The organism is Streptomyces sp. NPDC057694 (genome assembly GCF_042799415.1).
GTDB lineage: Bacteria > Actinomycetota > Actinomycetes > Streptomycetales > Streptomycetaceae > Streptomyces.
Window position 1 is genome coordinate 1,294,575 of the sequence record NZ_JBHVIX010000001.1, and the last position, 26,592, is coordinate 1,321,166.

The following is a 26,592-nucleotide window of genomic DNA, read 5'->3' on the forward strand; positions in this document are numbered from 1 at the left end:
GTGTGGTGCTGGTGATCGGGAACACGGGACAACTGGTGGCAGGGGGAACGGGAGAGGGGGACTCCGGAGAGTCGGCGTGCGGCGGCCCGCCGGGCATCTCTTGGCGCCGCACGCGCGCGTGGACGGGTATCTCCTGGCGTCGCACGCGCGCGTGGAGGGGTGTCATCCGCCGCTACCGCCCTCGTCCCCCAGGCCGCGGAGGGGGATCTCACGCGGATCGGCCGCCTCGGCCAGGGTGATGCCGCGCTGGAACGCCGCCATGAGGCCGGGATCGTGCCCGACGGGCGACTCGTCGTCCTGGCGTGGGGCCGGGCCGCCCCGCAGTTGCGGCGCGAGGTGCTCCTGGGCTCTGCGCCGGGGCAGTTGGGGCCGGCCCATGGTGCCGGGCACCGGTCCGGCCACGGGTGCGGGCGGAGCCTCCAGGCTCTGCGCGGCGGCCTCGCGGTCCTCGGCACGGATGCCGGGCACCGCCTCGGCCGGGGTGGCGCGGGTGCTGCCCGCGACGCGCTGGGGCAGAGGTGTGGGGGCGCCGGGCGTGGCGGGGGGCGTCTCCGGCCGCGGCCGGCGCGGCACGGCGACGGACGGCGGCGATGTGGGTGGGACTTCTTGTACGGGATGCGGCGTGGGAGGCACTTCGCGTACGGGGTGCAGCGTGGGAGGCACTTCCCGTACGGGCGGCGGGGGCGCGGCAGCGGCGGTCTGCGGTTCCAGCACACTGTCGGCGGTCGCGGCGGCGGTGGCCTTGCGCACCCTGGGGGCCCGCTCGCCGTCCTCGGAGCCCAGCAGTTCCTGCGGCAGGACGAGAACGGCCTGCACTCCCCCGTAGATGTTGGTCTGCAGCCGGACGGTGATGCCGTGCCGTCGCGCCAGCTGGGACACGACGAACAGACCGATACGGCCGTCCTGGAGCAGGCTGGCGACGTTGACCTGGTCGGGGTCGGCGAGCAGGGCGTTCATCTTGTTCTGCTCGGTGACCGGCATGCCGAGGCCGCGGTCCTCGACCTCGACGGCGAGCCCGGAGGTCACCAGATTGGCGCGGAGCAGGACCTGGGTGTGCGGGGCGGAGAACACCGTGGCGTTCTCGACGAGTTCGGCGAGCAGGTGGATGCAGTCGGCGACGGCGTGCCCGCGCAGGGTTCCGTCGATCGGCGGGACCAGTTTGACCCGGGAGTACTGCTCGACCTCGGCGATGGCGGAGCGCATCACCTCGGTCATGGACACCGGATGGCTCCACTGGCGCCGTGAGACGGCGCCGCCGAGGACGGCGAGGTTCTCCGCGTGCCGGCGGATGCGTGTCGCCAGGTGGTCCACGTGGAACAGGCCCTTGAGCAGGTCCGGGTCCTCGACGTCGTTCTCCAGCTCGTCGAGGATCGAGATCTCGCGGTGCACCAGGGACTGCAGGCGCCGGGCGAGATTGACGAAGACGTCGACCTTCTGCTGGCTGCCCGCCTGGCTGGAGAGCTGGGTGGCCTGCACGACGGCGGTGACCGCGACGTCCTGGGCTCGGGCCAGGTCGGCGGAGAGCTTGTCGAAGTCGTCGGCGCCCGGCGGCGGGGCTTGGGGAGTGCGGCGCGGTGGCGGTCCCTCTCCCTTGCGCAACTGATCGACCAGGCCGCGCAGTTCGGCCTGGCCCCGGGCGCTGGCGCGGCGCAGGCCGACGACCCGGTAGTGGACGGCGGATGCTGTGCGGTCGGCGGTCACCGCGGCGATCAGGATGGCCGCCGACGTGACGACGCAGGCTCCGGTGAGCACCGCCCACAGCTCGGTGCTGGGGCGTACGCCGGTGGACCGTACGAGGAAGATGACGGCGGCGCAGGCACTGAGCGCCACCGCGAGCGGGGGGAGTACGGCGATGCGCAGCAGTTGTGGCCGTATGTGGGTCTCCGCCGGTCGCGGTGCGGCGGCCCGCCCGGCCGGCTTGCCGTGCCGACCGCCTTCACGGCGGTCTGCGCGTGCGACCGGCTGGCGAAGCTGAGACATGCGGCGTCCTCGGGCTCTCAGGTGTGGGGGGCTCTCGGGTCTGGGCTGGTGAGGGCACGTCGCGACGACCGGGCGTCGCTCGGCGGCCACTCACGGTAGTCGTCAACGTCGTAAGTGCGGTGGGCAGTTGCCAAACTCGGACGGTCCAGGTCCCGCTCTGGTATGAGTCCTCGCACTGCAGAGCGATATCGCGTGGGGTTGCGGTCCGCGGACCGCGATGTCAGTGGCGGGACGTACGGTCGGCTCTCATGACCACGAGATTCGACCTCACGCTCGACTGCGCGGACGCGACCGTGCTCGCCGACTTCTGGAAGACGGCGCTCGGTTACGTGGACGAGCCCCCGCCCGCGCCGTTCGCGACGCGCGAGGAGTGGGCGGCTTCGTTCGGCCCGCCCGAGGACGAGGAGGAGGACGACGGCGCGTGGCTGTGCGATCCGGACGGGGTCGGGCCGCGGCTGTCGATCCTGAAGGTGCGCGAGCCGAAGACGGCGAAGAACCGGCTGCACATCGACGTACGGGTACCGGGCCACGGCTCACCGGAGCAGCGCTGGGACCGCGTCGTGGCGGAGGCGGAGCGGTTGGCGCGGGCGGGCGGCACGATCCTGCGGACCTTCGACGGGCATCACGTCGTGATGGCGGATCCGGAGGGCAACGAGTTCTGTGTGGCGGCGGGTTCGCGCTCCGCGGGGTGAAGCCGTGAAGCCCCGTCGGCGGTGCGGGCGCCGGGGCTAGCCTGGGGTTTCGATAGCGGAGAGGAAGAACTTGTTCACCAAGACCCTGTTGATCCCCACTCCTGACGGCACGGCCGACGCCTTCGCCGCCTTTCCCGACCACGGTGGGCCGCACCCCGGGGTGCTGCTGTACATGGACGCCTTCGGCCTGCGTCCCGAGCTGGAGCAGAAGGCCCGCGAGCTGGCTTCCCACGGCTACTACGTGCTGGTGCCGAACGTCTTCTACCGGGAGACGCCGAGCCCGGTGGTCGAGCTCCCCGAGTACATCGACGACGCGGCCCGGCCCGCGCTGTTCGAGCGGCTGTGGCCGATGATCCAGGCGCACACCGCGGAGCGCGCGCTGCGGGACGCCGATGCCTATCTGGCGTTCCTCGCCGGGCAGGCCGAGGTGGGCGGCGGGCCGGTCGCCGCGGTCGGTTACTGCATGGGCGCAGCCCTGGCGCTGCGCACCGCCGCGGCGCATCCGGACCGGGTCGCGGCCGTCGCCGGGTTCCATCCCGCGGCGCTGGTCACGGACGCCCCGGACAGCCCGCACCACGGATTCTCCGCGATCACGGGAGAGATCCATCTCGGCCTGGCCGAGGGCGACATGACACCCGAGTCCCTGGCCACGCTCGACCGGGCCCTGACCACGGCGGGCCGCACCGCGTCGACGGAGATCTATCCGGGCACGGTCCACGGCTTCACGATGTCGGACACGTCGGCGTTCCACACCGAAGGGGCGCAGCGGCACTGGGAGCGGCTGCTGCCGCTTCTCGAAAGGAAGCTGGGCAAGGGCTGAGAGCCCCTCCGGGAGGGGCGGCCGACGCCCGGCACCGCGCTCAGCGGCCCGGCGGTCGGTCGCCCCCGTGGCGGGGGCGACGGCGGGTACCGGGTCGGCTCCGGATCGGTACCGCCCGCGGGGACGGTACCCCTGTCTGAATGCCCTCGGTCACGCGTCGTCGGCGAGCAGGAGCGCCCGGCCGCCTATCCCGCCACCACCACCTCCGGCTCCCCCGCACTCGCCACCGGCCAGCCCCCCGCCGGCACCGCCGCGGCCGGCCGCCACCACTGGTCGGTGGGGAGTGACTCGGCCGACGGCTCGAAGGGCTCGCCCGGGCGAGGGAGGGCGATCCGGGCCGCGGCGCGGCGGGCCGCGTCGGCGGAGAGCTCGCCGGGCTCGGTCCACGGGTGCGGGGCCAGATTGAACGTCGCCCAGTGGATCGGCAGCATCGGCCCGCTCACCGGGCCGCCCTGGAGGTCGAGGTGGGCGCGCATGCCCTCCTCGGGTGTCATGTGGATGTCAGGCCAGTACTCGGAGTACGCCCCGATCTGGATCATGGTCACGTCGAACGGGCCGTGCTCCGCGCCGATCTCCTCGAAGCCCTGGAAATAGCCGGTGTCGCCGCTGTGGTAAACGCGGTGGTCGGGTCCCGCGACCACCCACGACGCCCACAGCGTGTGCTGTGCGTTGCGCACGCCGCGGCCGCAGAAGTGGCGGGCGGGCGTCGCCGTGAGCGTCACCCCGGCGACCTTGGTCTCCTCGTGCCAGTCCAGCTCGCGCAGCCGGTCGGCGGGCACGCCCCAGTGCTCGAGGTGGGCGCCCACACCGAGCGGCACCGCGAAGACGGTGTCGGTGTCGACCAGCGCCTTGATCGTGGGCATGTCCAGGTGGTCGTAGTGGTCGTGCGAGATCACCACCACGTCGACCGGGCCGAGTGCGGCGAGCGGCAGGGGCGCGGGGTGCAGCCGCTTGGGGCCCGCGAAGGCGAACGGGGAGCAGCGGTCGCCCCAGACGGGGTCGAAGAGCACCCGCGCCCCGTCGATCTCGGCCAGCACGCTGGAGTGGCCCATCCAAGTGATGCGCAGGCCGCTCGCCGACGGCTTCGACAGGTCGGCGAGGGTCGTGGCGTGCACGGGCACGGTGCCGGTGGGGGCGCGCAGGGCGCGCTCCTCCTTGCGGAAGTAGACCTTCGCGAACTCGATCATGGAACCGTCGGGGCGGACGCGCGTGCCCTCGGGGTTCTGGAAGGAGCCGTCCGCGAAGTTCGGCGACTTTCGGATGCGCTCCAGGCGCGCGCCGGTGGGCTCGGCGCCGAAAGCGGCGGGTTGCAGTGAGCGCAGCCCGGAACTCAGAGAACGTGACACGGCGCCTCCCGTTGATCGATCAGGGTTCCCATTATGTGCGGCCCCACCGACAACGCACGGCGCCCCCGGTTTGTCCCCGCCCCGCGCCCACGACCCGAACCGATCGCCCGAACTGATCAACCAGTCAGTAGCCGGCCGGCGCCCGGTATGCGTTGACAGGGTTCTCGGCGCCTCTTGATACTGACCGACTAATCAGTAGGTAGCTCTGATCACCGTCCCCGAGGAGACCGCATGACCACCCCCGAATCCCCCACCGCCCCGCTGGTCGAGCTGACCTGGACCGACCATGTCAGCGGCCGCAAGGGCTACCTGGTGGTCGACCGGCTGGTCCGCGGTGTGTCCAGCGGCGGCCTGCGGATGCGCCCGGGCTGCACCCTGGCGGAGGTGGCCGGACTCGCGCGCGGCATGACGATGAAAGAGGCGCTGCACTACGACCCGCGGGGCCGCTACATCCCGCTCGGAGGCGCCAAGGGCGGCATCGACTGCGATCCGCGGGACCCGGAGGCGTACGGCGTCCTGGTGCGCTACCTGAAGGCGATGCGGCCCTACATAGAGTCCTGCTGGACGACGGGCGAGGACCTCGGCCTCACCCAGGACCTGGTCGACAGGGCGGCGGCCGAGGCGGGCCTCGTCTCGTCCGTCCAGGCGGTGTACCCGCTGCTCGACGACGAGGCGGCCGCGCGTGAGCGCCTCGCCGCCGCCTTCGCGGTCGACGTGGACGGCATCGGGCTCGACGAACTCGTGGGCGGCTGCGGTGTCGCCGAATCGGTGCTGGCGGCGCTCGACCGCGCGCACGTCCCGTACGAGGGCACCCGTGTCGCGCTGCAAGGTCTCGGCACCATGGGCGGCGCCACGGCCCGGTTCCTCGCGCGCGCGGGCCTGACGGTGGTCGCGGTCGCCGACCACAGGGGCACCGTCGCGAACCCGGGCGGCCTCGATGTGGAGGCGCTGCTCGCGGCCCGCGACGCGTACGGCGCCGTGGACCGCTCGACGCTGCGCCCCGGGGACCGTGAACTGCCGGGCGACGCCTGGCTGTCGGCCGACGCGGAAGTCCTGGTCCCGGCGGCGGTCTCGTACGCGATCGACACCGTGAACCAGCGGCGGATCACCGCTCGCTGGATCGTCGAGGCCGCCAACATGCCGGTCCTCCCGGACGCGGAGGAACTGCTCGCCGGGCGTGGCATCACGGTGCTGCCCGACGTGGTCGTCAACTCCGGGACGAACGCCTGGTGGTGGTGGACTCTCTTCGGCGACATCGAGGCCGACGCGGACGAGGCGTTCGCCCACACACGGCGTCGCATGCGCGCGCTCATCGACCTGATGCTGGCCCGCGCCGAGGCCGACGGGACGACGCCGCGGGCGGCCGCGCACGCGATCGTCGCCGACCGGCTGCCCGTCCTCGCCGAACGGTTCGGCTGGTACCGGTGACTGTCCGGTACCGGTGACTGTCCGGTACCGGTGGCTCGCTCATGCCTGTGACCGGCTGAGTACCGGTGACGGCGCCCGGCCCGGCGTCGCGGCCGCACGGGCGGTGACGAGAGCGGTCAGTCGCCGACCAGCGGGGTGTCGACCAGATGCTCCGCCAGGAACCACGCCTGCAGTTCACCGGTGCGCACCACCTGGGAGACCAGCAGGTCGTTGGTGCCGTCGTCGCCCAGGGCGGCGGCCTTCGCGGCGCTCTCCCGGCTCTCCACGAGGATCGTCCGGTGGGCGTCGAGCAGCCGGGACAGCATCGCGGGGACGGGCTCCACGCCGTCCGGCGGGCGCGGCACCGCGGTCAGCTCCGCGACGTGCCGGGGGTCGCCGACGGCCACGCCGCCCAGCGTCTGGACGCGTTCGGCGAGGGCGTCGACGATCTCCAGCTGCGCCTGCGCGTGCTTGTCCAGCAGGAGGTGGAGCTGGAAGAAGGTCGGGCCGCGCATGATCCAGTGGTGCTTCTTGTAGAGGCCGTACAGGATCTGCGTGTCCGCCAGGATCCTGTTGAGGCGCTCACAGCCGTACGTACGCGCCTCGTCGGTCAGGCCGAGCGGGAATCCCTTGACCGTCCCGAAGTGCTGGATCACCGGCTCCTGCCGGGTGTCCGCGCCGTCGCCCGTCGTGGTGGTGGGTGTGGTGACGGTGGGTGTGGTCGTCATGGTGTGCCTCCGGAGCCGTGCGGACCGTACGAACCGTGCCGCTGTACTGGAACAGTGACGTTAGGCGCGTGCCCGAACAGCGTGTTGTCCGTCGGCGCACGCGTGCGTGACCCTCAGCGTCCGGGTCACCGTCCGCGTCAGTGCCCGAGGCCCACGGCCTCGTCCACCGCGCCGCTGACGGCCGCCGTCCTCAAGGCCCGCCACTCGCGGGGCGAATGGCCGTACACCCCGCGGAACGACCGGCTGAAATGCGCGGAGCTGACGAACCCCCACCGGTGCGCCACCGCCGCCACGCCGGGCCCCGCGGCGCCGCCGCGCAGCAGTTCCCGTGCGCACCGCGCCAGTCGGCGCCGCTGGATGAGCCGGCCGACCGTGATGCCCTCCTTCTCGAAGAGGCGGTGCAGATAGCGCACGGAGATGTGGTGGGCGGCGGCGACCGTCTCCGGGGAGAGCCCGGGGTCGGCCAGATGCCGGTCGATGTGGTCCCGGATGCGCCGCACGAGGTCGTCGCGCGCGCCGTCCCCCGGTCGCGTCCGCTCGGCGACCAGCGTGCCGAACAGGTCCAGGGCGCCCGCGGCGAGCCGGTCGGCGATCGCAGGCGGGCAGGACGGCGCCGACGCCACCAGGGTCGCGAGGAACGGCATGAGGATCGCGCCGACGCCGGTGTCGGTGCCGACGGCGGTGCCGGTGATGCGGCGCAGGTCGTCGTCCGGGAGATCGAGGGCGTGCCGCGGCAGCAGGACGATCCGGCATGCGAACGGTTCCGGGAAGTCCAGCGTGTACGGCCGTGCCGTGTCGTGGACCAGGAGTCCGCCCGGTGCCACGGTGGCGGTGCGGCCGTCCTGCCGGAGTTCGGCCCGGCCGGATATCTGTACGTGCGCCGCGACGAACGGCCGCGGCGAGCGTGCGATGTCCGCCCGGGTGCGGGTCAGCCGCTGGGCGTCGGCCTCGATCGTGGACAGCCGCAGCGGTCCGAGCCGGTCGGCGACGATCCGCCCCGAGACGGCCCCGTCCGGCGCGTACGGGGTCACCCGCATCGGCATCAGGGCGCGGCCGATGATGTCGTGCCAGTGGGCGAGCCGCTCCTCGGCGGGCGTCGCGTCAGTGGTCAGAAACAGGCTCAACCAGGCTCTCCTCTACACGCGTGGTCACCCCGTCCCACCAGTCAAGCGGCGCCTGGGGCCGGACTCCAGGCACAAAGGAGGCAGAAACGGGAGGCACGAACACGGACCGCGAGAGACAGTGCGGCCCGCCGGGTCTCTCGACACACGCCCTAGCCCTCCCACCCGGCGAGCCTTTCGCGCGCGCGGGCGACGATCTCCGGGTTCGCGTCGGGGCCGAGTCCGGCACAGTGCGCGAGGGCCTGCCGTGCCTGCTCCGGCCGGCCGGCGGCGAGCAGCGCGTCGACCAGCAGCAGCAGAGTGCGCCCTTCGAGGCCGATGTTCCCCGACGACCGGCACAGGGCGACGGCCGCCTCCAGGTGGTCGACGGCCTCGGTCCAGCGGCCGAGGCGCCCCGAGCACTGGCCGATCCCGGAGAGCAGGCCGAGCCGGGTGATGGTGGCGCTGTGCGGCTCGACCTTGTCGCCCGCCTCGTCCAGGAACGCGACGACGTCCTGGAAGGCCGTCAGCGCCTCGTCGTCGCGCTTCTCGGCCTCCAGGATCAGCGCCCGGCCGTGCAGGACCTGCAGCAGACCGAGTTCGTCATCGGCCTCGCGGAACATCTCCGCCGCCCGGTCCGCCGCCTCGAACGCCTCCTCGGGCTGGTGCAGGAGGCGGTGCGCCCAGGACGCGTAGTGGTGCGCCCACGCCTGCTGCACGGGATCGCCCGCGCGCTGCGCCGCCTCCAGTGCCGCGGCGGACAGCGGCAGGCTGTCACGGGGCCTGCCCTCGCACAACGTGACCGCCCACGCGTGGTAGTTGAGCTGGGTCGCCTCGACGAGCGGGTCGCCGAGGGCCTGCGCGCTGCGCGCCGCGGTGCCGAAGACCTCCGGCCAGTGCCCCCAGAAGAGCCACTGGTCGGAGAACCAGTGCAGTGCCTCCGCCACCTCGACGACAGTGGCGTGGTCGCCGTCGCGGGCGGCGGCGCGCAGGGCGCCGAGCCAGTTGGCGCCCTCGGCCTGCAGCCAGTGCCGGGCCCGCTCGGCGCTGGACAGGTCGACCGTGCCCCGCCAGGAGGCGGGCGGCGCCCCGTGATCGGGTTCGTACCAGCGGCCCGCGACCACCGCGGTCTCCAGGAGCCAGCGGTGCAGCGCCTGCCGGGACGCGTCGGCGGCGGGCCCGAACTCCTCGGCGGTGAGACGGGCCTGCGCGTACAGGCGCAGCAGGTCGTGCAGCCGGTAGCGGTCCTCGCGCGAGCCGAGCAGTCCGGCCTCGACCAGTTCCTCCAGGGTGTCCTCGGCGTCGAACAGCTCCTGTCCGGTGAGCCGCGCGGCGAGTGCGGCGCTCGCGTCCGGGCCCGGTACCAGTGCCAGGCGCCGGAACATCCGGGCGGCCGTCGCCGTCAGCTGCCGGTAGGACAGGTCGAAGGCGCCGCTCACCCGTACGTCCCCCGCGGTCAGCGCGTCGAGCCTGCGCTCCGCGTGCCCGAGTCTGTCGGCGAGCCTGCGCACGGTCCAACCGGTGCGGGTGGCCAGCCAGTTGCCCGCGATGCGCAGGGCGAGCGCCAGGTGGCCGCAGCGCCGGGCGACGTCGGCGAGGGCGTCCGGTTCCGCCGCCGCGCGCTCCTTGCCGATCAGCAGGGTGAGGAACTCGGCGGCCTCGCCGGGGCTCAGTTCGCCGAGCGGTATCCGGTGCACCGCGTCGAGACCGGTCAGCATGCGCCGGCTCGTGACGATCACCATGGCCGGACCCGAACCCGGCAGCAGCGGCCGCACCTGCGCCTCGTCGCGCGCGTTGTCCAGCACCAGCAGGCAGCGCCGGTCGGCGAGGACGCGCCGGTACAGCTCGGGGCGGCCGGCGGCGCCCGCCTTGGCGAGGTCCCGGTCCGGGGTGCCGAGCGCCTTGAGCACGGCGACCATCAGCTCGGCCGCCGGTGGCGGCTCCTCGTCCGTACCGCAGAGGTCGATCATCAGCTGGCCGTGCGGGAAGTCCCCGGCGAGCTGCCGCGAGGCGTGCAGCGCGAGGGTCGTCTTACCGGCTCCGGGGGCGCCGGACACCGCGACGACGACGGCCTGTCCGCCGGCCGTGCGGTCCGCCGCGGCCAGGTCGGCGAGACGGCGCAGCTCCGGCTCCCGCCCCACGAAGTCCTCGGCCCCGCGCGGAAACGCCTGCACCCCGGCCGGGCTGTAGCCGGTCGTCCGGCCGGTCCTGGCCGCCGCGAGCAGGCTCTCCCGCTCGGCCTCGGCCAGGCCCAGGCCGTCCGCGAGCGCGGCCACGGTGCGCCGCTGCGGAGCCGCACGGCGCCCCCGCTCCAGGTCACCGATACCGCGCACACTCATGCCCGACGCCTCGGCGAGCCCCTCGATGGTCAGCGACCTGGCCACCCGCAGATCCCGCAACAACGCCCCGAACGACGTTCGATCCTCTGACACCACTACCCCCACGCACCCATGATCAAGGTTTGATTCTAGGAGGTGCGGCGCACTTGCGGGCATCGGCAGTGTTAACAGTCGCCATCATGCCAATCCGGTCAGGCCGATCCGGACGTGCACGGTCGGGACAGGGCCGGTGCGCTCGCGGTCAACTGCCGTCCCCCGGACGCGCCTACCGTCCTGGGGCACGGTCCGTCCGGGACCGGCCTTCGCCACCCCCCGTGAACCGCAGGAGCACACCCATGTCCGTCGACCCGGTACTCGAACCCGCCGCGACCGCCTTCGCCGAGGCCACCGCCAACCCGCCCTACCTCTTCCAGCTGCACCCCGAGGAGGGCCGCAAGGCCGTCGACGACGTGCAGTCGGGCCCGGTCGAGCTGCCCGAGGTCGACGAGGAGTGGATCACCGTCGAGGGCGGCCCCACGGGCAGCGTCCGCGCCCGCATCGTCCGTCCCGCGGGCGCCGAGGGCGTCCTTCCGGTCGTCCTGTACATCCACGGCGCCGGCTGGGTCTTCGGCAACGCCCACACCCACGACCGCCTGGTGCGCGAACTCGCCGTCGGTACGGGCGCGGCCGTCGTCTTCCCCGAGTACGACCTCTCGCCCGAGGCCCGCTACCCGGTCGCCATCGAGCAGAACTTCGCCGTCGCCCGCTGGATCGTGGACCAGGGCGCGACCAAGGACCTCGACGGCGACCGGCTCGCCGTCGCCGGTGACTCGGTGGGCGGCAACATGACGGCCGCCCTCACCCTCATGGCCAAGCAGCGCGGCGGCGTCCCGCTGCTCCAGCAGGTCCTCTTCTACCCGGTGACCGACGCCGCCTTCGACACCGGCTCCTACGAGCAGTTCGCCACCGGCTACTTCCTGCGCCGCGACGGCATGCAGTGGTTCTGGGACCAGTACACGACCGACGAGGCCGAGCGCGCCCAGATCACGGCGTCCCCGCTGCGCGCCACCACCGAGCAGTTGACCGGGCTCCCGAAGGCCCTGGTCATCACGGGCGAGGCCGACGTGCTGCGCGACGAGGGCGAGGCGTACGCGAACAAGCTGCGCGAGGCCGGTGTCCCGGTCACCGCCGTCCGCTTCCAGGGCATCATCCACGACTTCGTGATGCTCAACGCGCTGCGCGAGACGCACGCCGCCGACGCCGCGATCGCGCTGGCGATCAGCACCCTGCGCTCCGCCCTGCACACCGCCTGACGCCCACAGCCTCCCTGAAGGACACCTCATGACGAACCCCACCCCGACCGTGGTCCTGGTCCACGGCGCCTTCGCCGACGCCGCGAGCTGGTCCGGAGTCATCGCCGAGCTCCAGCGCGACGGCATCCCGGTGATCGCCCCGCCGAACCCGCTGCGCGGCCTGGCCGCCGACGCCGCGTACATCGCCTCGGTGGTCGCCCAGATCGACGGTCCCGTCGTCCTGGCCGGCCACTCCTACGGCGGCGCCCTGATCACGGTCGCCGGCGCCGCCGAGAACGTCGTCGGCCTGGTCTACGTAGCCGCGTACGTCCTCGAAGAGGGGGAGAGCCTGGGCGAACTCCAGGGCCGCTTCCCGGCGTCGCCGCTGGTCAGCAATCTGAAGCAGTGGACGTACCCGGTCGCGGACGGCGAGCCGGCCGTCGAGGTCACCATCGCCGAGGACGCGTTCCCCGCGATCTTCGCCGCCGATGTGCCCGCGGAGACGACGACGGTCCTCGCCGTGGCCCAGCGCCCGCTCGCCGCGAGTGCGTTCGAGGAGAAGGCGAGCGCGGCGGGCTGGCGGACCACGCCGTCGTGGGCCGTGATCGCGGGCGCCGACCAGGCGATCAACCCCGAGGTCGAGCGGTTCGGCGCCACCCGCGCCGGCGCCACCGTCGTCGAGGTCGACGGCGCTTCGCACGCGATCGCCGTCTCCCGTCCCAAGGAGGTCGCCGAGGTGATCCGCACGGCGGTGCGGGCCGCGGGCTGACCCCGTCCGGGGCCGCCCCGCACGTCTCGTGCGAGCGCGGCGGCCCCGGGCCCCACTCTGTGGAGCCGGAGCGCCGGGGCACCTCCAACAACTAGGGTTGCCCGGTGACCAGAGTCCGGTTGAGCGTGGCCGAACGGCGCGAGGAACTGCTGCGGGCCGCCATCGAGCAGATCGAGGTGCGCGGCGTCGCCGCCGTGCGCATCGCCGACGTGGCGTCGGCGCTCGGGGTGAGCAACGCCCTGGTGCTGTACCACTTCTCGACGAAGGAGAAGCTCGTGTCGGCCGCGTTCACCTACGCCGCCGAGGACGACCTGGCCCATCTGCGCAAGCTGCTCGGCCGCCGGACCACGGCGCTCAAGCGGCTGCGCGCGGCGGTGCGCTGGTACGCCCCGACCGGCCAGGCCAAGGGATGGCGGCTGTGGATCGAGGGCTGGGCCGTCGCCCTGCGCGAACCCGCGCTGCGCGAGGTCACCGGGGGCCTCGACAAGCAGTGGAAGGCGGCCCTCGCCGAGGTTGTCGCCGAGGGCGTGGCGGCGGGCGAGTTCAGCTGCCCGGACCCGATGGCCACGGCGCTGCGCCTGACGGCGCTCCTCGACGGCCTCGCCGTGCAGATGACGACGTACGGGGGCGCGGTGTCGCGGGCCCGCACCCAGGAGTGGGTGGACGAGGCGCTGGCCCGCGAACTCGGCCTGGAGCGCGCTCAGTTGACGTCAGGGCACTGACGCCCCTCCCCCGGCCCGCCGGACCCTTCAGGAAGCGGACTCCAGCTGCAGCTTGATCTCGTGCGGGTCGAGGAACCCCTTCGCCTGCACCCGGTCGCCGGAGGACTCGCCGCGCAGCCGGCGCCCGATCCACGGCACCAGGAACTCGCGCGCCCAGTGGATGTCGTCGCGCCGGACCTCGAACGTGCCGCGCGGCGGCAGCAGCGGCCAGGACTGCTCGGGATCGGCGGGCACCTCGATGCCGAGGGCCTGGGCGGCGCGCAGCGCGACCCGGGTGTGCCCCTCGGCGGCCAGGTGCAGCCGGTCGTCGTCCCAGGCCCTGCGGTCCTGGATGGACTTGAGCGACCACAGGTCGAGCATCGCGCAGCCGTACCGGTCGGCAATGGCCCGCACATGCATGTTGTACGTGGCGATCTTGCCGCGCAGATGCTTGAGGACGGCGACGTCACGGGTGTCGAAGCCGGTGGCGACCATGACGGTGCCCGCGGCCCCGCTGAGCCGGGCCACGGCCTTCTCGAAGCGCTCGGCCACGTCGTCCGGGTCGGTGCCGGGCCGGATGATGTCGTTGCCGCCGGCGACGAAGGTCACCAGGTCCGGGGCGAGCTCGACGGCGCGCGGGATCTGGTCCTCGACGACCTGGTCGAGGAGCTTGCCGCGCACGGCGAGGTTCGCGTACTGGAAGGTGTCCTCGGGGGCCCGGTCGTCCAGGAGGACGGCGAGCCGGTCGGCCCAGCCGACGAAGGTCCCGTCGGGGCCGGGATCCCCGACGCCCTCGGTGAAGCTGTCCCCCACCGCGGCGTACGAGCGGATCAGGCCGCCGCCGTGCGTGTCCGTCGTCTCGGCCGGGTCCGCTGCGTCCGTGAGTGCTCTCGATTCGTTTGCCACGACCACACATCTTTCACCCCGAGGTGTGACCTACGCGACCGTAACCAGGGGTTGACGAGTGGTGACAAAACACACCCGGCCCCCAGGGAATATCTGGGAGCCGGGTGTGACGCGTGTGTCGCGTGAGATGTGCCGCAGGTCAGAGGGTGACGCCGTGGCTGCGCAGGTAGGCGACCGGGTCGACGTCCGAGCCGTAGCTCGCGGTCGTGCGGATCTCGAAGTGCAGGTGCGGTCCGGTGACGTTGCCGGTCGCGCCGGAGAGCCCGATCTGCTGACCTGCCGTGACCGTCTGGCCCGCGGAGACGCCGACCGAGGACAGGTGGGCGTACTGGGAGTAGTAGCCGTCGGCGTTCTTGATGACGATCTGGTTGCCGTACGCGCCGCCGTCGCCCGCCGAGACGACGGTGCCGTTGCTGACGGCCTTGACCGAGGTGCCGGTGGAGACGATGAAGTCGGTGCCGGTGTGGTAGCCGCTGGACCACATGGCGCCGGACGAGTGGTACTGGGTGCCGATGGACCCCTCGACCGGCTTCACGTAGCCGCTGCCCGAGGTGTCGCTCGCCTGGGTGGCCGTGGTGGACGTACCGCTCGCGCCGCCGACGGTGAGCTTGGTGCCGGGCGTGATCAGGGACGCGTTGGCGCCGATGACGCTCTTGTTGTCCTGGTAGAGCTGCTTCCAGCCGCCGTCGACGCCCTGGCTCTGGGCGATCTTCGCCAGGGTGTCGCCGGACTTCACGGTGTACGTGGTGGTGCCGGAGTCGGCGGCCTGCGCTCCGGTGGCGCCGATGAGGGGCAGCGCGAGCGCGGCTCCTCCGACGGTGGCGAGGGCGGCGGCGCGGGTGGCGCGGCGGGTCTTCGGACGGCGGTGCTTCGCCTGTGCGGACATGACGCTTTTCCTCTCCGTCGCCTGCGAGGTGAGCTGTCGGGTTCGGACTGGAGATGTCCGGCCGGATCCCGGGAAGGAGACCGGCTGCACCCCGAGCCACGTCGGGAAATCCCTCGGCGGCGTACTGCCTGTGGGTCCCCCGCTCCTGCCGTCACGGGTCGTTGTGGGAATTCCGGGCGGCGGCAGGATTAGGCGTTCCGTCCGGTGTGATGGGTGACCGTAAGGCAGCGGAACCGGCCGCGACAAACATCGAATTCGAATTCCGGGGCTTTCATTGATCATCTGAGAGATTTCTGTGTGACCCTCTGTCGCCTCTTCTCCTTTACCAGCGCCATACCTGCGGGAATTCCGTCGTCCGGCCGCCACGAGAACAACCACGCACCGTCACCTCTATGAGCCCGCTCACGCGGACGTCCACAATCCCCGCTCACTTAGGGACAGTTGACCCAGAACTGGACATAACAGACGGATGGTTGCCTGCGGAATCCATGTCGTATCGTCAGGTGCAGGCCCACCGGCGAGCGGCGCCGGAGCGCCCGAATTCGGAGGAGCCCCCGTGACGCAGCACGCCCCGTCCACCGAGCCCGAGCTGACCGCAGTGCGCAACTTCCGCGACGTGGGCGGCCTGCCGACCGTGGACGGCGGGCGGGTGCGGCCCGGCGTGCTCTTCCGCAGCGGTCACCTCGCGCACGCCACCGCCGAGGACGCGACGTTCCTGTCCTCCCTCGGCCTGCACACCGTCTTCGACTTCCGCAACGCGGCGGACCAGAAGCTGGAGGGCGCCGATGTCGAGCTGCCCGGCGTGCGCAATGTGAATCTGCCACTGTCCGACCCGGCCGACGGCGCCGAGTTCTGGAAGATGGTCCGCGACGGCGACCTCGACCAGCTGCGCGCCCTGCTCTCCGACGGGCGAGGGGCGCAGCGCATGATCACCTCGTACCGGTCCATCATCGGCGACCGCACCGGCGAGCACAGCCGGGTGCTGCACGCGATGGCCGAGGACAGCACGCCCGCCCTGATGCACTGCGCGGCAGGCAAGGACCGCGCGGGGCTGTCGATCGCCGTGACGCTGCTCGCGGTCGGCGTCGAGCGGGACGCCATCGAAGCGGACTACCTGAAGTCGAACGAGAAGCACCGCCGCTACAAGGTCCGCCGGGGCAGCGGGTCGGGCGACGCCTACTCCCCCGAGATCATGGAGCTGCTCTCACCGCTCTTCGACGCCCGCGCCGAGTACCTCCACGCGGCCTTCGACACCATCGAGCAGACGTGGGGCACCACCGACCGCTACTTCGCGGAGGGCCTGAAGCTCAGCGAGGCCGACCGCGACCGGCTGCGCGAGCGGCTCGTGGACTGATCCGCCCGGAGCCCGGAGCGGGGTCGCCTCAGCGGTTCCCGCCCAGCGTGAACAGCAGGTAGACGAACGCGGCGAAGGCGTGTCCCACGAATACGTAGATCACGATCCGCACCCAGAGACCGCGCGGCAGCTTGTCCTCGATGTCGCGGCCACCGGGCCGCTGTGCGTCGCTCATGACATGCCTCCCAGGCACAGTGCGGTGGTCGGGCTCTGCAGCAGGGTGTGGACGAAGAGCAGCTCGGCCCCGCCGCTGTCCGCGGCCGCGATGCGGTGCGGGGTGAGCGAGTCGAAGTGGGCGCTGTCGCCCGGCCCGAGCCGGTGGGCGGTGTCCCCCAGGCGCAGCCGCAGCCGCCCTTCGAGCACGTAGAGCCATTCCTCGCCGGGGTGGACGCGCACGATGTCGCCCTGGGCGCCGTACGGGACCCGCACGCGCAGCGCCTGCATCCCGCGGCCGGAGGCGCCGGCCTGGACATAGGTCCAGCCGCCCGCCTCGGTCGCCTCCATGGATCCGGCGCGCACGACGGAGTCGCGATCGGCGGGGGCCTCGCCCAGCAGTTCGGAGACCGTCGTACCGTAGGTGCGGGCGAGTGCGAGCAGCATCGGCAGCGAAGGCTGGCGCTGTCCGGTCTCCAGCCGGGAGAGGTGGGCCGGCGACAGGCCGGCCGTGCGGGCCGCGGCCTCCAGGGTGAGGGAGGCGCGGCGGCGCAGAGCGCGCAGCTGGGGCGCGACGGCAGGCAGCTCCGGGGGCTCCGGAGGCTCCTCGGGGACGGCAGGGCTCATACCGTCGATTCAGCCAGAGCCCTGCCCGAGAGGCAAATTTATTGCCCCAGAGGCAAACAGTCCGGGAGTCCCCGTCGCCTGGTCCGGGAACCCCCGTCAGCGGATGGCGACCGCCTGCTTCACCAGAGTCTTCCCGAAGTCCCACATCAGCCCGCCGCCGCCGTGCGCGTCGTCCATGACGGCGGTGAACGCCTCGACGAACCGGTCGACGTCCGCCTCGTCGAGGACGAGCGGCGGGATCAGCTTGATGACTTCGAGGTGGTCCCCGGAGACCTGGGTGAGGATCCGGTGCTTCTGCAGCAGCGGCACCACGACCATCTGCGCGAACAGGCCCTTGCGCGCGGCCTGCAACATGGTCCAGCGGCTGCGCAGCTTCAGCGACTTGGGCCTGCCGAACTCGATCCCGATCATCAGGCCGCGGCCGCGGACGTCACTGAGCAGCTCGTAGCGGTCGATGAGCGCGGCGAGCCGCGCCTTCAGCAGCTCCCCCATGGCCCGGGCGCTCGCGACGGTCTGCTCGTCCTCCATCACGCTGAGCACGGCGAGGCCCGCGGCCATGGCCTGCGCGTTGGCGCCGAAGCTCGCCGAGTGGACGAGGACCCGGTCCATGGACGAGTAGACCTTCTTGAAGATCCAGTCCTTGCCGAGCGTGGCGCCCACGGGCACGTACCCGCCGGAGAGCGCCTTGGCGACGCACACCAGATCCGGCTCGACACCCTCTTCATTCTGGTACGCGTAGAAGTCGCCGGTGCGGCCGAGGCCGGTCTGCACCTCGTCGGCGATGAGCAACGCCTTGTGCTGGTGGAGGAGTTGCTGCGCGGCCCGCAGATAGCCGGGCGGCGCCTCGTGCACGCCCTTGCCCTGGATGGGCTCGACGATGAGGGCGGCGACGTCCCCCTTCTTCAGCTCCCGCGCCAGGGCGTCGAGGTCGCCGAGCGGGACCGCGGTGTCGGGCAGCAGCGGGGCGAATCCGTCGCGGAACCCGTCCTCGCCGTTGACCGACAGCGCGCCCGTGGTCAGCCCGTGGAAGGCGTGGGCGCAGTACAGCACCCTCGGCTTCCCGGTGGCGTACCGGGCGAACTTCAGCGCCGTCTCGACCGCCTCCGTACCGCTGTTGCCGAAGAACACCCGGTCCAGATGCGGGCTGTGGGTGAGCAGCTTCTCGGCGAGCAGCCCCGGCAGCGGCTGGCAGTCGAACCGGGTGAGGTCGGCGAGGGAGGCGTCGAGGACGTCGTGCAGCGCCTTGCGGACGACGGGGTGGTGCCGGCCGAGGCCCATGACGCCGAACCCGGCGAGCATGTCCAGGTAGTCGTTGCCGTCCGCGTCCCAGAAGTGTGCGCCCTCGGCCCGCTCGTAGACCTTGTCGAAGCCGATCGTGTGCAGCATCTTCGGCAGCTGGTGGTTGAGGTACTTGGCGTGCAGCTCGTACCGTTCGGCGCCGCGCTCGGCGAGCAGCGTCTGGAGGTCGAACTCCTTGCTCATGCGTCTTTCTCCTTGCCGGACTTCAGACTGAGGGAGGTACTGATCCGCCCGGCGATCTCCACCGGTGTCAGACCGATGTCGGCCAGCACTTCGCCGCGCTTGGCGTGCGGGAGGAACTGCTCGGGGATGCCGAACCGCCGTACGGGCACGTCGACTTCGGCCTCGCCGAGCGCGAGGGCGACCGCCGAGCCGACTCCGGCGGCCTTGCTGTTGTCCTCGACGACGGCGACCAGCTCGTAGCCGGTGGCCAGCGGGGCGAGATCCGGATCGACGGGTTTGACCCAACGGGGGTCGACGACGGTGCAGTTGATGCCGCGCGCCTCCAGCAGCTCGGCGGTCTGCAGGCATACGGGGGCCATCACGCCGACCGACACCAGCAGCACGCGCGGGTTGTCCGAGCGGTGGAGCACGTCGATGCCGCCCACCCGGTCGACGGCCGGGACCGGCGCGCCGACGGACTCCTTGGGGAAGCGCAGCACGGTCGGCGCGTCGTCCACGGCGACGGCCTCGCGCAGTTGCGCGCGGAGCTGGTCGGCGTCGCGCGGCGCGGCGATCCGCAGCCCCGGCACCACCTGGAGCACGGACATGTCCCACATGCCGTTGTGCGAGGCGCCGTCGACTCCGGTGACTCCCGCCCGGTCGAGCACGAAGGTGACGCCGCTCTTGTGCAGGGCGACGTCCATGAGGAGCTGGTCGAAGGCCCGGTTGAGGAAGGTCGCGTACACGGCGACGACGGGGTGGAGACCGCCGGTGGCGAGGCCGGCGGCGGACACGGCGGCGTGCTGTTCGGCGATGCCGACGTCCCACACCCGGTCGGGGAACTGCTCGGCGAACTTCGTGAGGCCCACCGGGTGCAGCATGGCCGCGGTGATGGCGACGACGTCCTCCCGCTCCCGCCCGATCGCCGCGATCTCGTCGCCGAACACCGAGGTCCATGACGGCCCGTTGGCAGGGGCCAGCGGTTCGCAGGTGAGGGGGTCCATCACGCCGACGGTGTGGAAGCGGTCGGCCTCGTCGGCGAGCGCGGGCTCGTAGCCGCGGCCCTTCTCGGTCAGGCAGTGCACGAGGACCGGCCCGTGGAAGCGTTTGGCGCGGCGCAGCGCGGACTCCATGGCCCCGATGTCGTGCCCGTCGATGGGTCCTACGTACTTCAGGCCCAGGTCCTCGAACATGCCCTGCGGCGCGAACGCGTCCTTGAAGCCCTTCTTCGCGCCGTGCAGCGACTCGTAGACGGTGTGTCCCACGACGGGTGTGCGCAGCAGCACGTCCTTGCCCCAGGCCAGCACCTTCTCGTAGCCGTCGGTCGTGCGCAGCGTCGCCAGATGGTTGGCCAGGCCCCCGATGGTCGGCGCGTAGGACCGCTCGTTGTCGTTGACCACGATGATCAGCGGGCGGTCCTTGGCCGCCGCGATGTTGTTCAGCGCCTCCCAGGCCATGCCGCCGGTCAGCGCGCCGTCACCGATGACGGCGACGACGTGCCCGCGCTCCCCCTGCACCTGCCGCGCCTTGGCGAGCCCGTCCGCCCAGCCGAGGGAGGTGGAGGCGTGGCTGTTCTCGACGATGTCGTGCTCGGACTCCTCGCGCGAGGGGTAGCCGGACAGGCCGCCCTTGCTGCGCAGCTTGCTGAAGTCCTGGCGGCCGGTCAGAAGCTTGTGCACATAGCTCTGGTGACCGGTGTCCCAGACGAGCCGGTCGGCGGGCGACTCGAAGACCCGGTGGAGCGCGACGGTGAGTTCCACCACGCCCAGGTTGGGCCCGAGGTGACCGCCGGTCCTGGCGACCGCGTGGATGAGGAACTCCCTTATCTCCACGGCCAGTTCGTCGAGTTCCTCCTCGCTCAGCGCCTTCAGATCGCGCGGCCCCCGGATGGTTTCCAGAATCGTCACTCTCGAGCCCCCTTCCTGGTCGAACTCACAAACCGGCACTCAGCTCACGGTGACGTCGGGCAGGCCCGACCCGGCGCCGTCCCTCTCCATCTGTTCGGCGATCTTCAGCGCCTCCTCGATGAGCGTCTCCACGATCTTCGACTCGGGCACGGTCTTGACGACCTCGCCCTTGACGAAGATCTGCCCCTTGCCGTTGCCCGACGCGACGCCGAGATCGGCCTCGCGGGCCTCCCCCGGCCCGTTCACGACGCACCCCATGACGGCCACCCGCAGCGGCACCTCCATGCCGTCGAGCCCGGCGCTCACCTCGTCGGCGAGCTTGTACACGTCCACCTGCGCCCGCCCGCAGGACGGACACGAGACGATCTCCAGGCGCCGCTGCCGAAGCCCGAGCGACTCCAGGATCTGGATGCCGACCTTGCACTCCTCGGCGGGCGGCGCGGACAGCGAGACCCGGATGGTGTCGCCGATGCCCTCGGCGAGCAGCGCGCCGAAGGCGACGGCGGACTTGATGGTGCCCTGGAAGGCCGGGCCCGCCTCCGTCACCCCGAGGTGCAGCGGATAGTCGCAGGCGGCGGCGAGCTGCCGGTACGCGTTGACCATCACCACGGGGTCGTTGTGCTTGACGGAGATCTTGATGTCGCGGAACCCGTGCTCCTCGAAGAGCGACGCCTCCCACAGCGCCGACTCCACGAGCGCCTCCGGGGTCGCCTTCCCGTACTTCTCGAGAAGCCGCCGGTCGAGCGAACCGGCGTTGACCCCGATCCTGATCGGCGTGCCCGCGTCGGACGCGGCCCGCGCGATCTGCTTGACCTGGTCGTCGAACTTCTTGATGTTGCCCGGGTTCACCCGGACCGCCGCACACCCGGCGTCGATCGCGGCGAACACGTACTTGGGCTGGAAGTGGATGTCCGCGATGACAGGGATCTGCGACTTGCGCGCGATGGTCGCGAGCGCGTCGGCGTCGTCCTGCGTGGGGCACGCCACCCGCACGATCTGACAGCCGGACGCGGTCAGTTCCGCGATCTGCTGCAGCGTGGCCCCGATGTCGGACGTCCGTGTCGTCGTCATCGACTGCACGGACACCGGCGCGCCGCCTCCCACCGCCACCGGTCCGACCATGATCCGGCGGCTGGTGCGCCGCTCGGCGATGGGTCGGACCGGTACCTCGGGGAGGCCCAGTGAGACAGGCTCTCCGGAGTTCATGCCACGCTCACCCACGATTCCCGGCGACGGTCTCGGACATGGCGCGGATGGACTCCTTCAGCGACCCCATGGTGGCGAGCACCGCCGTCGGCTCGTAGCCGCAGTGCGCCATGCAGTTGGCGCAGCGCGGGTCCTTGCCCCGCCCGTACGCCTCCCAGTCGGTGTCCTCGATCAGCTGCCGGTACGACGGCACGTACCCGTCGCTCATCAGGTAGCAGGGCTTCTGCCAGCCGAAGAGCGAGTAGTTCGGGATCGCCCACGCCGTGCACGGGAAGTCGACCTTGCCCTCCAGGAAGTCCAGGAAGAGCGGCGAGTGGTTGAGCCGCCAGCGTCGCCGGTTGCCGCCCGCGAATGCCTTCTTGAACAGCTCGCGGGTCTGGGTGACGCCGAGGAAGTGCTCCTGGTCGGGCGCCTTCTCGTAGGCGTAGGCGGGCGAGATCATCATCTCGTCGACCTTGAGGTCGTCGTTGAGGTAGTTCATCACCTCGATGATGTTCTGCGGGGTGTCCGTGTTGAAGAAGGTCGAGTTCGTGGTGACCCGGAAGCCGCGCCGCTTGGCCTCCTTGATCGCCTCGACCGCCTCGTCGAAGACGCCTTCCTTGGCGACGGACTCGTCGTGACGCTCGCGCATCCCGTCGATGTGCACCGTGAAGGCGAAGAACGGCGACGGCTTGAACTTGTCCATCTTCTTGCGCATCAGCAGTGCGTTGGTGCACAGGAAGACGTACTTCTTCCGGGCCACCAACTGCCGGACGATCTCATCGATCTGAGGGTGCATCAGCGGCTCGCCGCCGGCGATGGACACCATCGGCGCACCGGACTCCAGCACGGCGCCGACGGCCTGCGCGACGGGCATGCGCTGCTTGAGCACCCCGGCCGGGTGCTGGATCTTGCCGCACCCCTCGCACTTCAGATTGCAGGCGTAGAGCGGCTCCAGTTCGACAATCAGCGGGAACTTGTCCCGCTTGCGGATCTTCTGTTCAGCGAGATATGTCGCAACCTTGATGGACTGACGCAGCGGCATGGCCATCTGGGCTCACCTCCGAGGGAGCAGCAAAGAACGGTGCCATTCGAAAAAAGCGGGAAGGACGGCACGAAGGACGCGGAAAGCAGATAGTCCACCGCGGACCGTGCCGATCCTGACGAGTTCGTGTTCGGGGGCGTCGACGACCACCCGGACGGCCGCAACCGGACGGCCTCCGGCCCGGTCGACGCCTTGCAGGGAAACAGCCGTACGCAGCGTGGCCGCCGACTCCATGTCGACGGCGATCGCGCCGGTGGCGAGCAGGTCACCGCGCTCGTGGCCGCGTACGACGTGATCGGAACCGATGAGCGGCCCGGTGTGCACGGTCCGTCCGGGCACGGCCTTCACCAGCTCCTTCACCAGCAGTTCCGTACTCACGCACGGCGTGCTGCCGTGCGTGTCGCGGGTCTCCTGGGCCACGACGAGATCGCCGGGGTGCATACCGGGCGCGAGCCCGGCGCAGAACCCGGTGGCGATCACCGCGGCCTCGCGCAGCGCCCCGTCGCCGAGAGCGCGTTCCACGGCGCGTTCGGCGGCCCTGGGGCCCATGCCCGTACGCAGCACGGTCACGGGGGCGCTCGCCCCGGCCCGGCTGCCGGTGCGCAGGGCGACGTGCTCGATGCCCAGCGCGCAGGCGACGAGCAGCGCCGCGGTGTCCGGTGGGCGCACGGCCACCGGGTGGTCGCCCATCAGGCGTCCTTGAACGGCTCGCCGTGGACGTACCGGCCGAGCGCGGTCAGCGGGAAGACCTGCCGGTACAGGTGGTAGTTGATCGAGAAGTCCCAGGGGAAGCCGGTCCCGGTGAAGTACGGCTCCTCCCAGGTGCCGTCCTCGGTCTGGGTGTCGGCGAGGAAGGTGATCCCCCGCTCGACGGCCTTGGAGTCCCGCTCGTCGGCCGAGAGGAGCGCCATCAGCGCCCAGGCGGTCTGCGAGGCGGTGGAGACGCCGTGTCCCTTCCAGTCCTCGTAGCGGTACGAGCGAAGGTCCTCGCCCCAGCCGCCGTCCTCGTTCTGGACCGACTCCAGCCAGCCGACCGCGCGCCGGATCGCGGGGTGCGCGGCGGGCATCCCGGCGGCGGTCAGCGCGGGTACCACCGACCCGGTGCCGTAGACGTAGTTGACGCCCCAGCGGCCGAACCAGGCGCCGTTGTCCTCCTGTTCGGCGAGCAGCCACTCGATGCCGCGGCGGGTGCGCGGGTCGTGCGACTTGCCCTCGATCGCGAGCATCTCGACGACATGGCCGGTGACGTCGGCGGACGGCGGGTCGATGACCTCGCCGAAGTCGCAGAACGGCAGCCGGTTGGGGAACGGGCTGGTGTTGTCGACGTCGAAGGCGCCCCACGCCCCGTTCTTCGACTGCATTCCGAGGTTCCAGCGCACTCCGCGCTCGATGGCCTGCTCGATGCGCGCCGTGTCGGGGTGCCGGACGCGGCGCAGCGCGAGGACGACCTCCGCGGTGTCGTCGATGTCGGGGTAGTTGTCGTTGTGGAACTCGAACGCCCAGCCGCCTGGATCCAGCGCGGGCTTGCGCACCGACCAGTCGCCGGGCCGGTCGATCTCTTCGTCGAGCATCCAGGTGGCGGCCCGGACGAGCGCCGGATGGTCGCCGGGCAGACCGGCGTCGGCGAGCGCGATGGTGGCCAGACAGGTGTCCCACACGGGCGACTGGCAGGCCTCGATCATCCGGGCGCCGTCCTCGCGCCACACCGCGAACCGGTCGAGGGAGGCGAGACCGGCCTTCAGGACGGGGTGGTCGAGGTCGTAGCCCAGCAGGTGCAGCGCGATGACGGAGTAGACCGCGGGCGGCTGGATGCCGCCCCAGCAGCCGTCGTTCTCCTGCCGTTCGATGATCCAGCGCCCGGCCGAGTTGACGGCGGCCTTGCGCAGCCGCTTCCAGGCCACCTTCTGGTAGCCGTGCATGATCTTGTCGAGCCGCTGGAACGCGCCGTCCCAACTCGCCACCGGGGCAAGGGGCTTGGCCGGGTTCGGATCGCGGGCGTCGGTGTGCAGCTCGTCCAGTGCGAAGGGCGCGGGACGCACCGGGCGCTTCGCGGACACGATGGTGAGGGGCACGATGGTCTGCCGTGCCCAGCACCCGAAGTCGTAGATGTTGAGCGGCATCCACTTCGGGAAGAAGATGAGCTCGGGCGGGAGTTCGGGGAGGTCGTCCCACTTCCACCAGCCGAACAGGGCCAGCCAGATCCGGGTGAAGACGCGGCTCGCGGCGATGCCGCCGCGCTCGCGGACCCACGCGGAGGCCTTCGCCATGTGCGGATCGTCGGGAGCGTCACCGGCGAGGCGCAGTGCGACGTACGCCTCGATGGTGGTGGAGAGCTCGCCGGGTCCGCCGTAGAAGGTCGCCCAGGTGCCGTCGTCGCGCTGTTCGCCGCGGATGAAGAGGGCGGAGGCGTCGGTGGTGGCCTGGTCGCGGATGCCCAGGAACTGCCTCAGCAGCAGGTCCTCGGCGTCCATCGTCACGTTGGTGTCGAGGTCACCCTTCCACCACCCCTGGGCGTCCTGCCGGGCGAGCAGGAAGTCCGTGGCGCGCTGTATGGCCCGGGTGGCGGCGTGGAGCGTCCCGGCCGCCTCGGGAGTCGTGTCGGACGGTGGGGCAGTGGTGGCCGAGGATGCTGCGGGAGCTGCCGCTCCGGTGCTTCCGTCGGTCGTCGCTGTCATGGCTATCCCTTCGTGCAGTGGCTCATCTCTGCTGGGTAACCGTCGGCCGATGCCCTGGCGGGACACCGGCCGGCGACTGCGAGTCATATGCGGCCGATAGTGATCATCTCTTTCGTACGACGACGAAGTCGGCGAGCGCCGCGAACTGGGCGCGCACCGTGGCTGGCATCTGGACGGTGTCCAGGGCTTCGAGGGCGATCTTGTGCTGGCGCCGGGCCTCGTCGGCGGTCCACTCGCGCCCGCCGGCCTCTTCGATGAGGGCGGCGCGAGCGGCGAACTCCGCCTCGGAGAAGTTGTCGAAGTCATTGTTCTTGGCGTCCGCGGCGAGGAGTTCGCCGAGCCGCTCGGAGGCCGGGCCGCCCGCGGCGAGCGCGGCGACGACCGGCAGCGACTTCTTGCGCTGGCGCAGGTCGCTCCAGGTCTGCTTGCCCGTCGAATCGGGGTCGCCCCAGATGCCGAGCAGGTCGTCGACTGCCTGGAAGGCCAGGCCCAGGTGGTAGCCGTACTTCTCCAGGGCGTCGGCGGTGACGTCGTCGGCGCCGCCGAGCACCGCGCCGATGGAGGAGGCGCAGGCGAGCAGGGCGCCGGTCTTGTTGCCCTCCATCTCCAGGCACTCCTCGACGCTGACGCGCTCGCGGTGCTCGTAGGCGATGTCCTGCGCCTGGCCGTCGATGAGGGCGCGGGACGCGGTGGTGAGGCGGCGGGTGGCGCGGCCCGCGTCGACGGAGGCGATCTCCAGGAGCACCTCGTTGGCGAGGGCGAAGAGGGCGTCGCCGACCAGGATGGCCTGCGCGGGGCCGTGCACCTTCCACACCGTGTCGCGGTGGCGGCGCTGCTCGTCGCCGTCCATCAGGTCGTCGTGCAGCAGCGAGAAGTTGTGCACCAGCTCGACCGCGACGGCACCGGGGACGCCGACCTCGGGGGCGGCGCCCGCGGCCTGCGCGGAGAGCACGGCGAGCGCGGGGCGCACGGCCTTGCCGCCGTCGCCGTCGGCGGGGTTGCCCGCGGCGTCGATCCAGCCGAAGTGATAGGCGGCGACGGTGTCCATGGGCGGCGCGAGCCGGTCCACGGCCTTCTTCAGCACTGGCGTGGCCAGGGTTCGGCCGCGCTCGAGAAGCGCGGTCACGTCCACCGCGTCGGCAGCCTCTTCGGCCGAGGGCACAGGTGGCACAGTCTCTCCTTGTTCTGGCGTGACAGCCGGGGTCGGCGTTCCAGCCGTTGTTGATGTTCCCGCCGTGTC

At 71.7% G+C, this 26,592-nt stretch carries 23 protein-coding genes and 1 riboswitch; of the genes, 7 read left to right on the forward strand and 16 right to left on the reverse strand.

All coding sequences use genetic code 11. From position 1 onward, the window contains the following. Positions 1-162 precede the first annotated feature (162 nt). Positions 163-1,980 carry a sensor histidine kinase gene (locus ACFVDP_RS05925; RefSeq protein ID WP_383483836.1) on the reverse strand — a complete coding sequence of 606 codons (1,818 nt, stop codon included), beginning with the start codon at positions 1,978-1,980 and terminating at the stop codon, positions 163-165. A gap of 248 nt (positions 1,981-2,228) precedes the next feature. Between ACFVDP_RS05925 and ACFVDP_RS05930 the strand changes: the two genes are divergently transcribed. Both ACFVDP_RS05930 and ACFVDP_RS05935 read left to right on the forward strand, forming a co-directional pair. Then, positions 2,229-2,672 (forward strand): VOC family protein, encoded by a 444-nt coding sequence (locus ACFVDP_RS05930; protein ID WP_383483839.1) that lies wholly within the window; start codon positions 2,229-2,231, stop codon positions 2,670-2,672. A gap of 70 nt (positions 2,673-2,742) precedes the next feature. Next, entirely contained in the window at positions 2,743-3,492 is a 750-nt protein-coding gene (locus tag ACFVDP_RS05935) for a dienelactone hydrolase family protein (RefSeq protein ID WP_383483842.1), read from the forward strand. A gap of 185 nt (positions 3,493-3,677) precedes the next feature. Here the strand turns inward: ACFVDP_RS05935 and ACFVDP_RS05940 are convergent, their stop codons facing one another. Continuing rightward, a complete protein-coding gene (locus tag ACFVDP_RS05940) occupies positions 3,678-4,838 on the reverse strand; it encodes an MBL fold metallo-hydrolase (RefSeq protein WP_383483844.1) in 1,161 nt (386 codons plus the stop codon). Positions 4,839-5,069: 231 nt separating this feature from the next. Between ACFVDP_RS05940 and ACFVDP_RS05945 the strand changes: the two genes are divergently transcribed. Beyond that, on the forward strand, positions 5,070-6,266 hold the full coding sequence (locus ACFVDP_RS05945; protein WP_383483847.1) for a Glu/Leu/Phe/Val dehydrogenase dimerization domain-containing protein: 1,197 nt from the start codon (positions 5,070-5,072) through the stop codon (positions 6,264-6,266). Between the two features lie 116 nt (positions 6,267-6,382). Here the strand turns inward: ACFVDP_RS05945 and ACFVDP_RS05950 are convergent, their stop codons facing one another. The 3 genes from ACFVDP_RS05950 to ACFVDP_RS05960 form a co-directional block, all read right to left on the reverse strand. Next, positions 6,383-6,973, reverse strand: a complete 591-nt coding sequence (locus ACFVDP_RS05950) for a Dps family protein (RefSeq protein WP_383483850.1) — start codon at positions 6,971-6,973, stop codon at positions 6,383-6,385. 137 nt (positions 6,974-7,110) lie between these two features. Then, the gene (locus tag ACFVDP_RS05955) at positions 7,111-8,097 is read right to left on the reverse strand and encodes a helix-turn-helix domain-containing protein (RefSeq protein ID WP_383483853.1); all 987 of its coding nucleotides are present in this window, start codon (positions 8,095-8,097) and stop codon (positions 7,111-7,113) included. 149 nt (positions 8,098-8,246) lie between these two features. Next, positions 8,247-10,505, reverse strand: coding sequence for an ATP-binding protein (locus tag ACFVDP_RS05960; RefSeq protein WP_383483856.1), 2,259 nt, complete (start codon positions 10,503-10,505; stop codon positions 8,247-8,249). 242 nt (positions 10,506-10,747) lie between these two features. On the opposite strand from ACFVDP_RS05960, the gene ACFVDP_RS05965 reads away from it, so the two are divergent. The 3 genes from ACFVDP_RS05965 (at position 10,748) to ACFVDP_RS05975 (ending at position 13,174) form a co-directional block, all read left to right on the forward strand. Then, positions 10,748-11,704: an alpha/beta hydrolase gene (locus ACFVDP_RS05965; RefSeq protein ID WP_383483859.1), complete on the forward strand. Its 957-nt coding sequence runs from the start codon at positions 10,748-10,750 to the stop codon at positions 11,702-11,704. 28 nt (positions 11,705-11,732) lie between these two features. Then, positions 11,733-12,452 (forward strand): alpha/beta fold hydrolase, encoded by a 720-nt coding sequence (locus tag ACFVDP_RS05970; RefSeq protein ID WP_383483862.1) that lies wholly within the window; start codon positions 11,733-11,735, stop codon positions 12,450-12,452. Between the two features lie 104 nt (positions 12,453-12,556). Then, positions 12,557-13,174 (forward strand): TetR/AcrR family transcriptional regulator, encoded by a 618-nt coding sequence (locus ACFVDP_RS05975; RefSeq protein ID WP_383483865.1) that lies wholly within the window; start codon positions 12,557-12,559, stop codon positions 13,172-13,174. Positions 13,175-13,201: 27 nt separating this feature from the next. On the opposite strand, the gene ACFVDP_RS05980 is transcribed toward ACFVDP_RS05975, so the two are convergent. Next, positions 13,202-13,987 carry an SGNH/GDSL hydrolase family protein gene (locus tag ACFVDP_RS05980; RefSeq protein WP_383484374.1) on the reverse strand — a complete coding sequence of 262 codons (786 nt, stop codon included), beginning with the start codon at positions 13,985-13,987 and terminating at the stop codon, positions 13,202-13,204. Positions 13,988-14,198: 211 nt separating this feature from the next. Next, positions 14,199-14,945 carry a peptidoglycan DD-metalloendopeptidase family protein gene (locus ACFVDP_RS05985; RefSeq protein WP_383483867.1) on the reverse strand — a complete coding sequence of 249 codons (747 nt, stop codon included), beginning with the start codon at positions 14,943-14,945 and terminating at the stop codon, positions 14,199-14,201. 5 nt (positions 14,946-14,950) lie between these two features. Further along, a riboswitch (cyclic di-AMP (ydaO/yuaA leader) is annotated at positions 14,951-15,150 on the reverse strand. A gap of 351 nt (positions 15,151-15,501) precedes the next feature. On the opposite strand from ACFVDP_RS05985, the gene ACFVDP_RS05990 reads away from it, so the two are divergent. Next, positions 15,502-16,299 carry a tyrosine-protein phosphatase gene (locus ACFVDP_RS05990; protein ID WP_383483870.1) on the forward strand — a complete coding sequence of 266 codons (798 nt, stop codon included), beginning with the start codon at positions 15,502-15,504 and terminating at the stop codon, positions 16,297-16,299. A 28-nt stretch (positions 16,300-16,327) separates the two neighbouring features. On the opposite strand, the gene ACFVDP_RS05995 is transcribed toward ACFVDP_RS05990, so the two are convergent. From ACFVDP_RS05995 to ACFVDP_RS06035, 9 genes are all read right to left on the reverse strand, one after another. Continuing rightward, on the reverse strand, positions 16,328-16,474 hold the full coding sequence (locus ACFVDP_RS05995; RefSeq protein ID WP_383483873.1) for a DUF6126 family protein: 147 nt from the start codon (positions 16,472-16,474) through the stop codon (positions 16,328-16,330). Next, on the reverse strand, positions 16,471-17,079 hold the full coding sequence (locus tag ACFVDP_RS06000; protein WP_383483875.1) for a helix-turn-helix domain-containing protein: 609 nt from the start codon (positions 17,077-17,079) through the stop codon (positions 16,471-16,473). Before ACFVDP_RS06000 ends, ACFVDP_RS05995 begins: the two co-directional genes overlap by 4 nt. Positions 17,080-17,175: 96 nt before the next feature. Beyond that, entirely contained in the window at positions 17,176-18,561 is a 1,386-nt protein-coding gene (locus ACFVDP_RS06005; protein ID WP_383483878.1) for an aspartate aminotransferase family protein, read from the reverse strand. Further along, a complete protein-coding gene (dxs, locus tag ACFVDP_RS06010) occupies positions 18,558-20,447 on the reverse strand; it encodes a 1-deoxy-D-xylulose-5-phosphate synthase (protein WP_383483881.1) in 1,890 nt (629 codons plus the stop codon). The genes ACFVDP_RS06005 and dxs overlap by 4 nt, the downstream gene beginning before the upstream one ends. Before the next feature lie 39 nt (positions 20,448-20,486). Beyond that, the gene (gene ispG, locus ACFVDP_RS06015) at positions 20,487-21,653 is read right to left on the reverse strand and encodes a flavodoxin-dependent (E)-4-hydroxy-3-methylbut-2-enyl-diphosphate synthase (RefSeq protein WP_383483884.1); all 1,167 of its coding nucleotides are present in this window, start codon (positions 21,651-21,653) and stop codon (positions 20,487-20,489) included. A 7-nt stretch (positions 21,654-21,660) separates the two neighbouring features. Beyond that, the gene (gene hpnH, locus ACFVDP_RS06020) at positions 21,661-22,683 is read right to left on the reverse strand and encodes an adenosyl-hopene transferase HpnH (RefSeq protein ID WP_353945970.1); all 1,023 of its coding nucleotides are present in this window, start codon (positions 22,681-22,683) and stop codon (positions 21,661-21,663) included. Positions 22,684-22,689: 6 nt separating this feature from the next. Continuing rightward, positions 22,690-23,367, reverse strand: coding sequence for a 1-hydroxy-2-methyl-2-butenyl 4-diphosphate reductase (locus ACFVDP_RS06025; protein ID WP_383483888.1), 678 nt, complete (start codon positions 23,365-23,367; stop codon positions 22,690-22,692). Beyond that, on the reverse strand, positions 23,367-25,352 hold the full coding sequence (gene shc, locus ACFVDP_RS06030; protein WP_383483891.1) for a squalene--hopene cyclase: 1,986 nt from the start codon (positions 25,350-25,352) through the stop codon (positions 23,367-23,369). Before shc ends, ACFVDP_RS06025 begins: the two co-directional genes overlap by 1 nt. Before the next feature lie 103 nt (positions 25,353-25,455). Then, positions 25,456-26,523 carry a polyprenyl synthetase family protein gene (locus tag ACFVDP_RS06035; protein ID WP_383483894.1) on the reverse strand — a complete coding sequence of 356 codons (1,068 nt, stop codon included), beginning with the start codon at positions 26,521-26,523 and terminating at the stop codon, positions 25,456-25,458. Between the last annotated feature and the right edge of the window lie 69 nt (positions 26,524-26,592).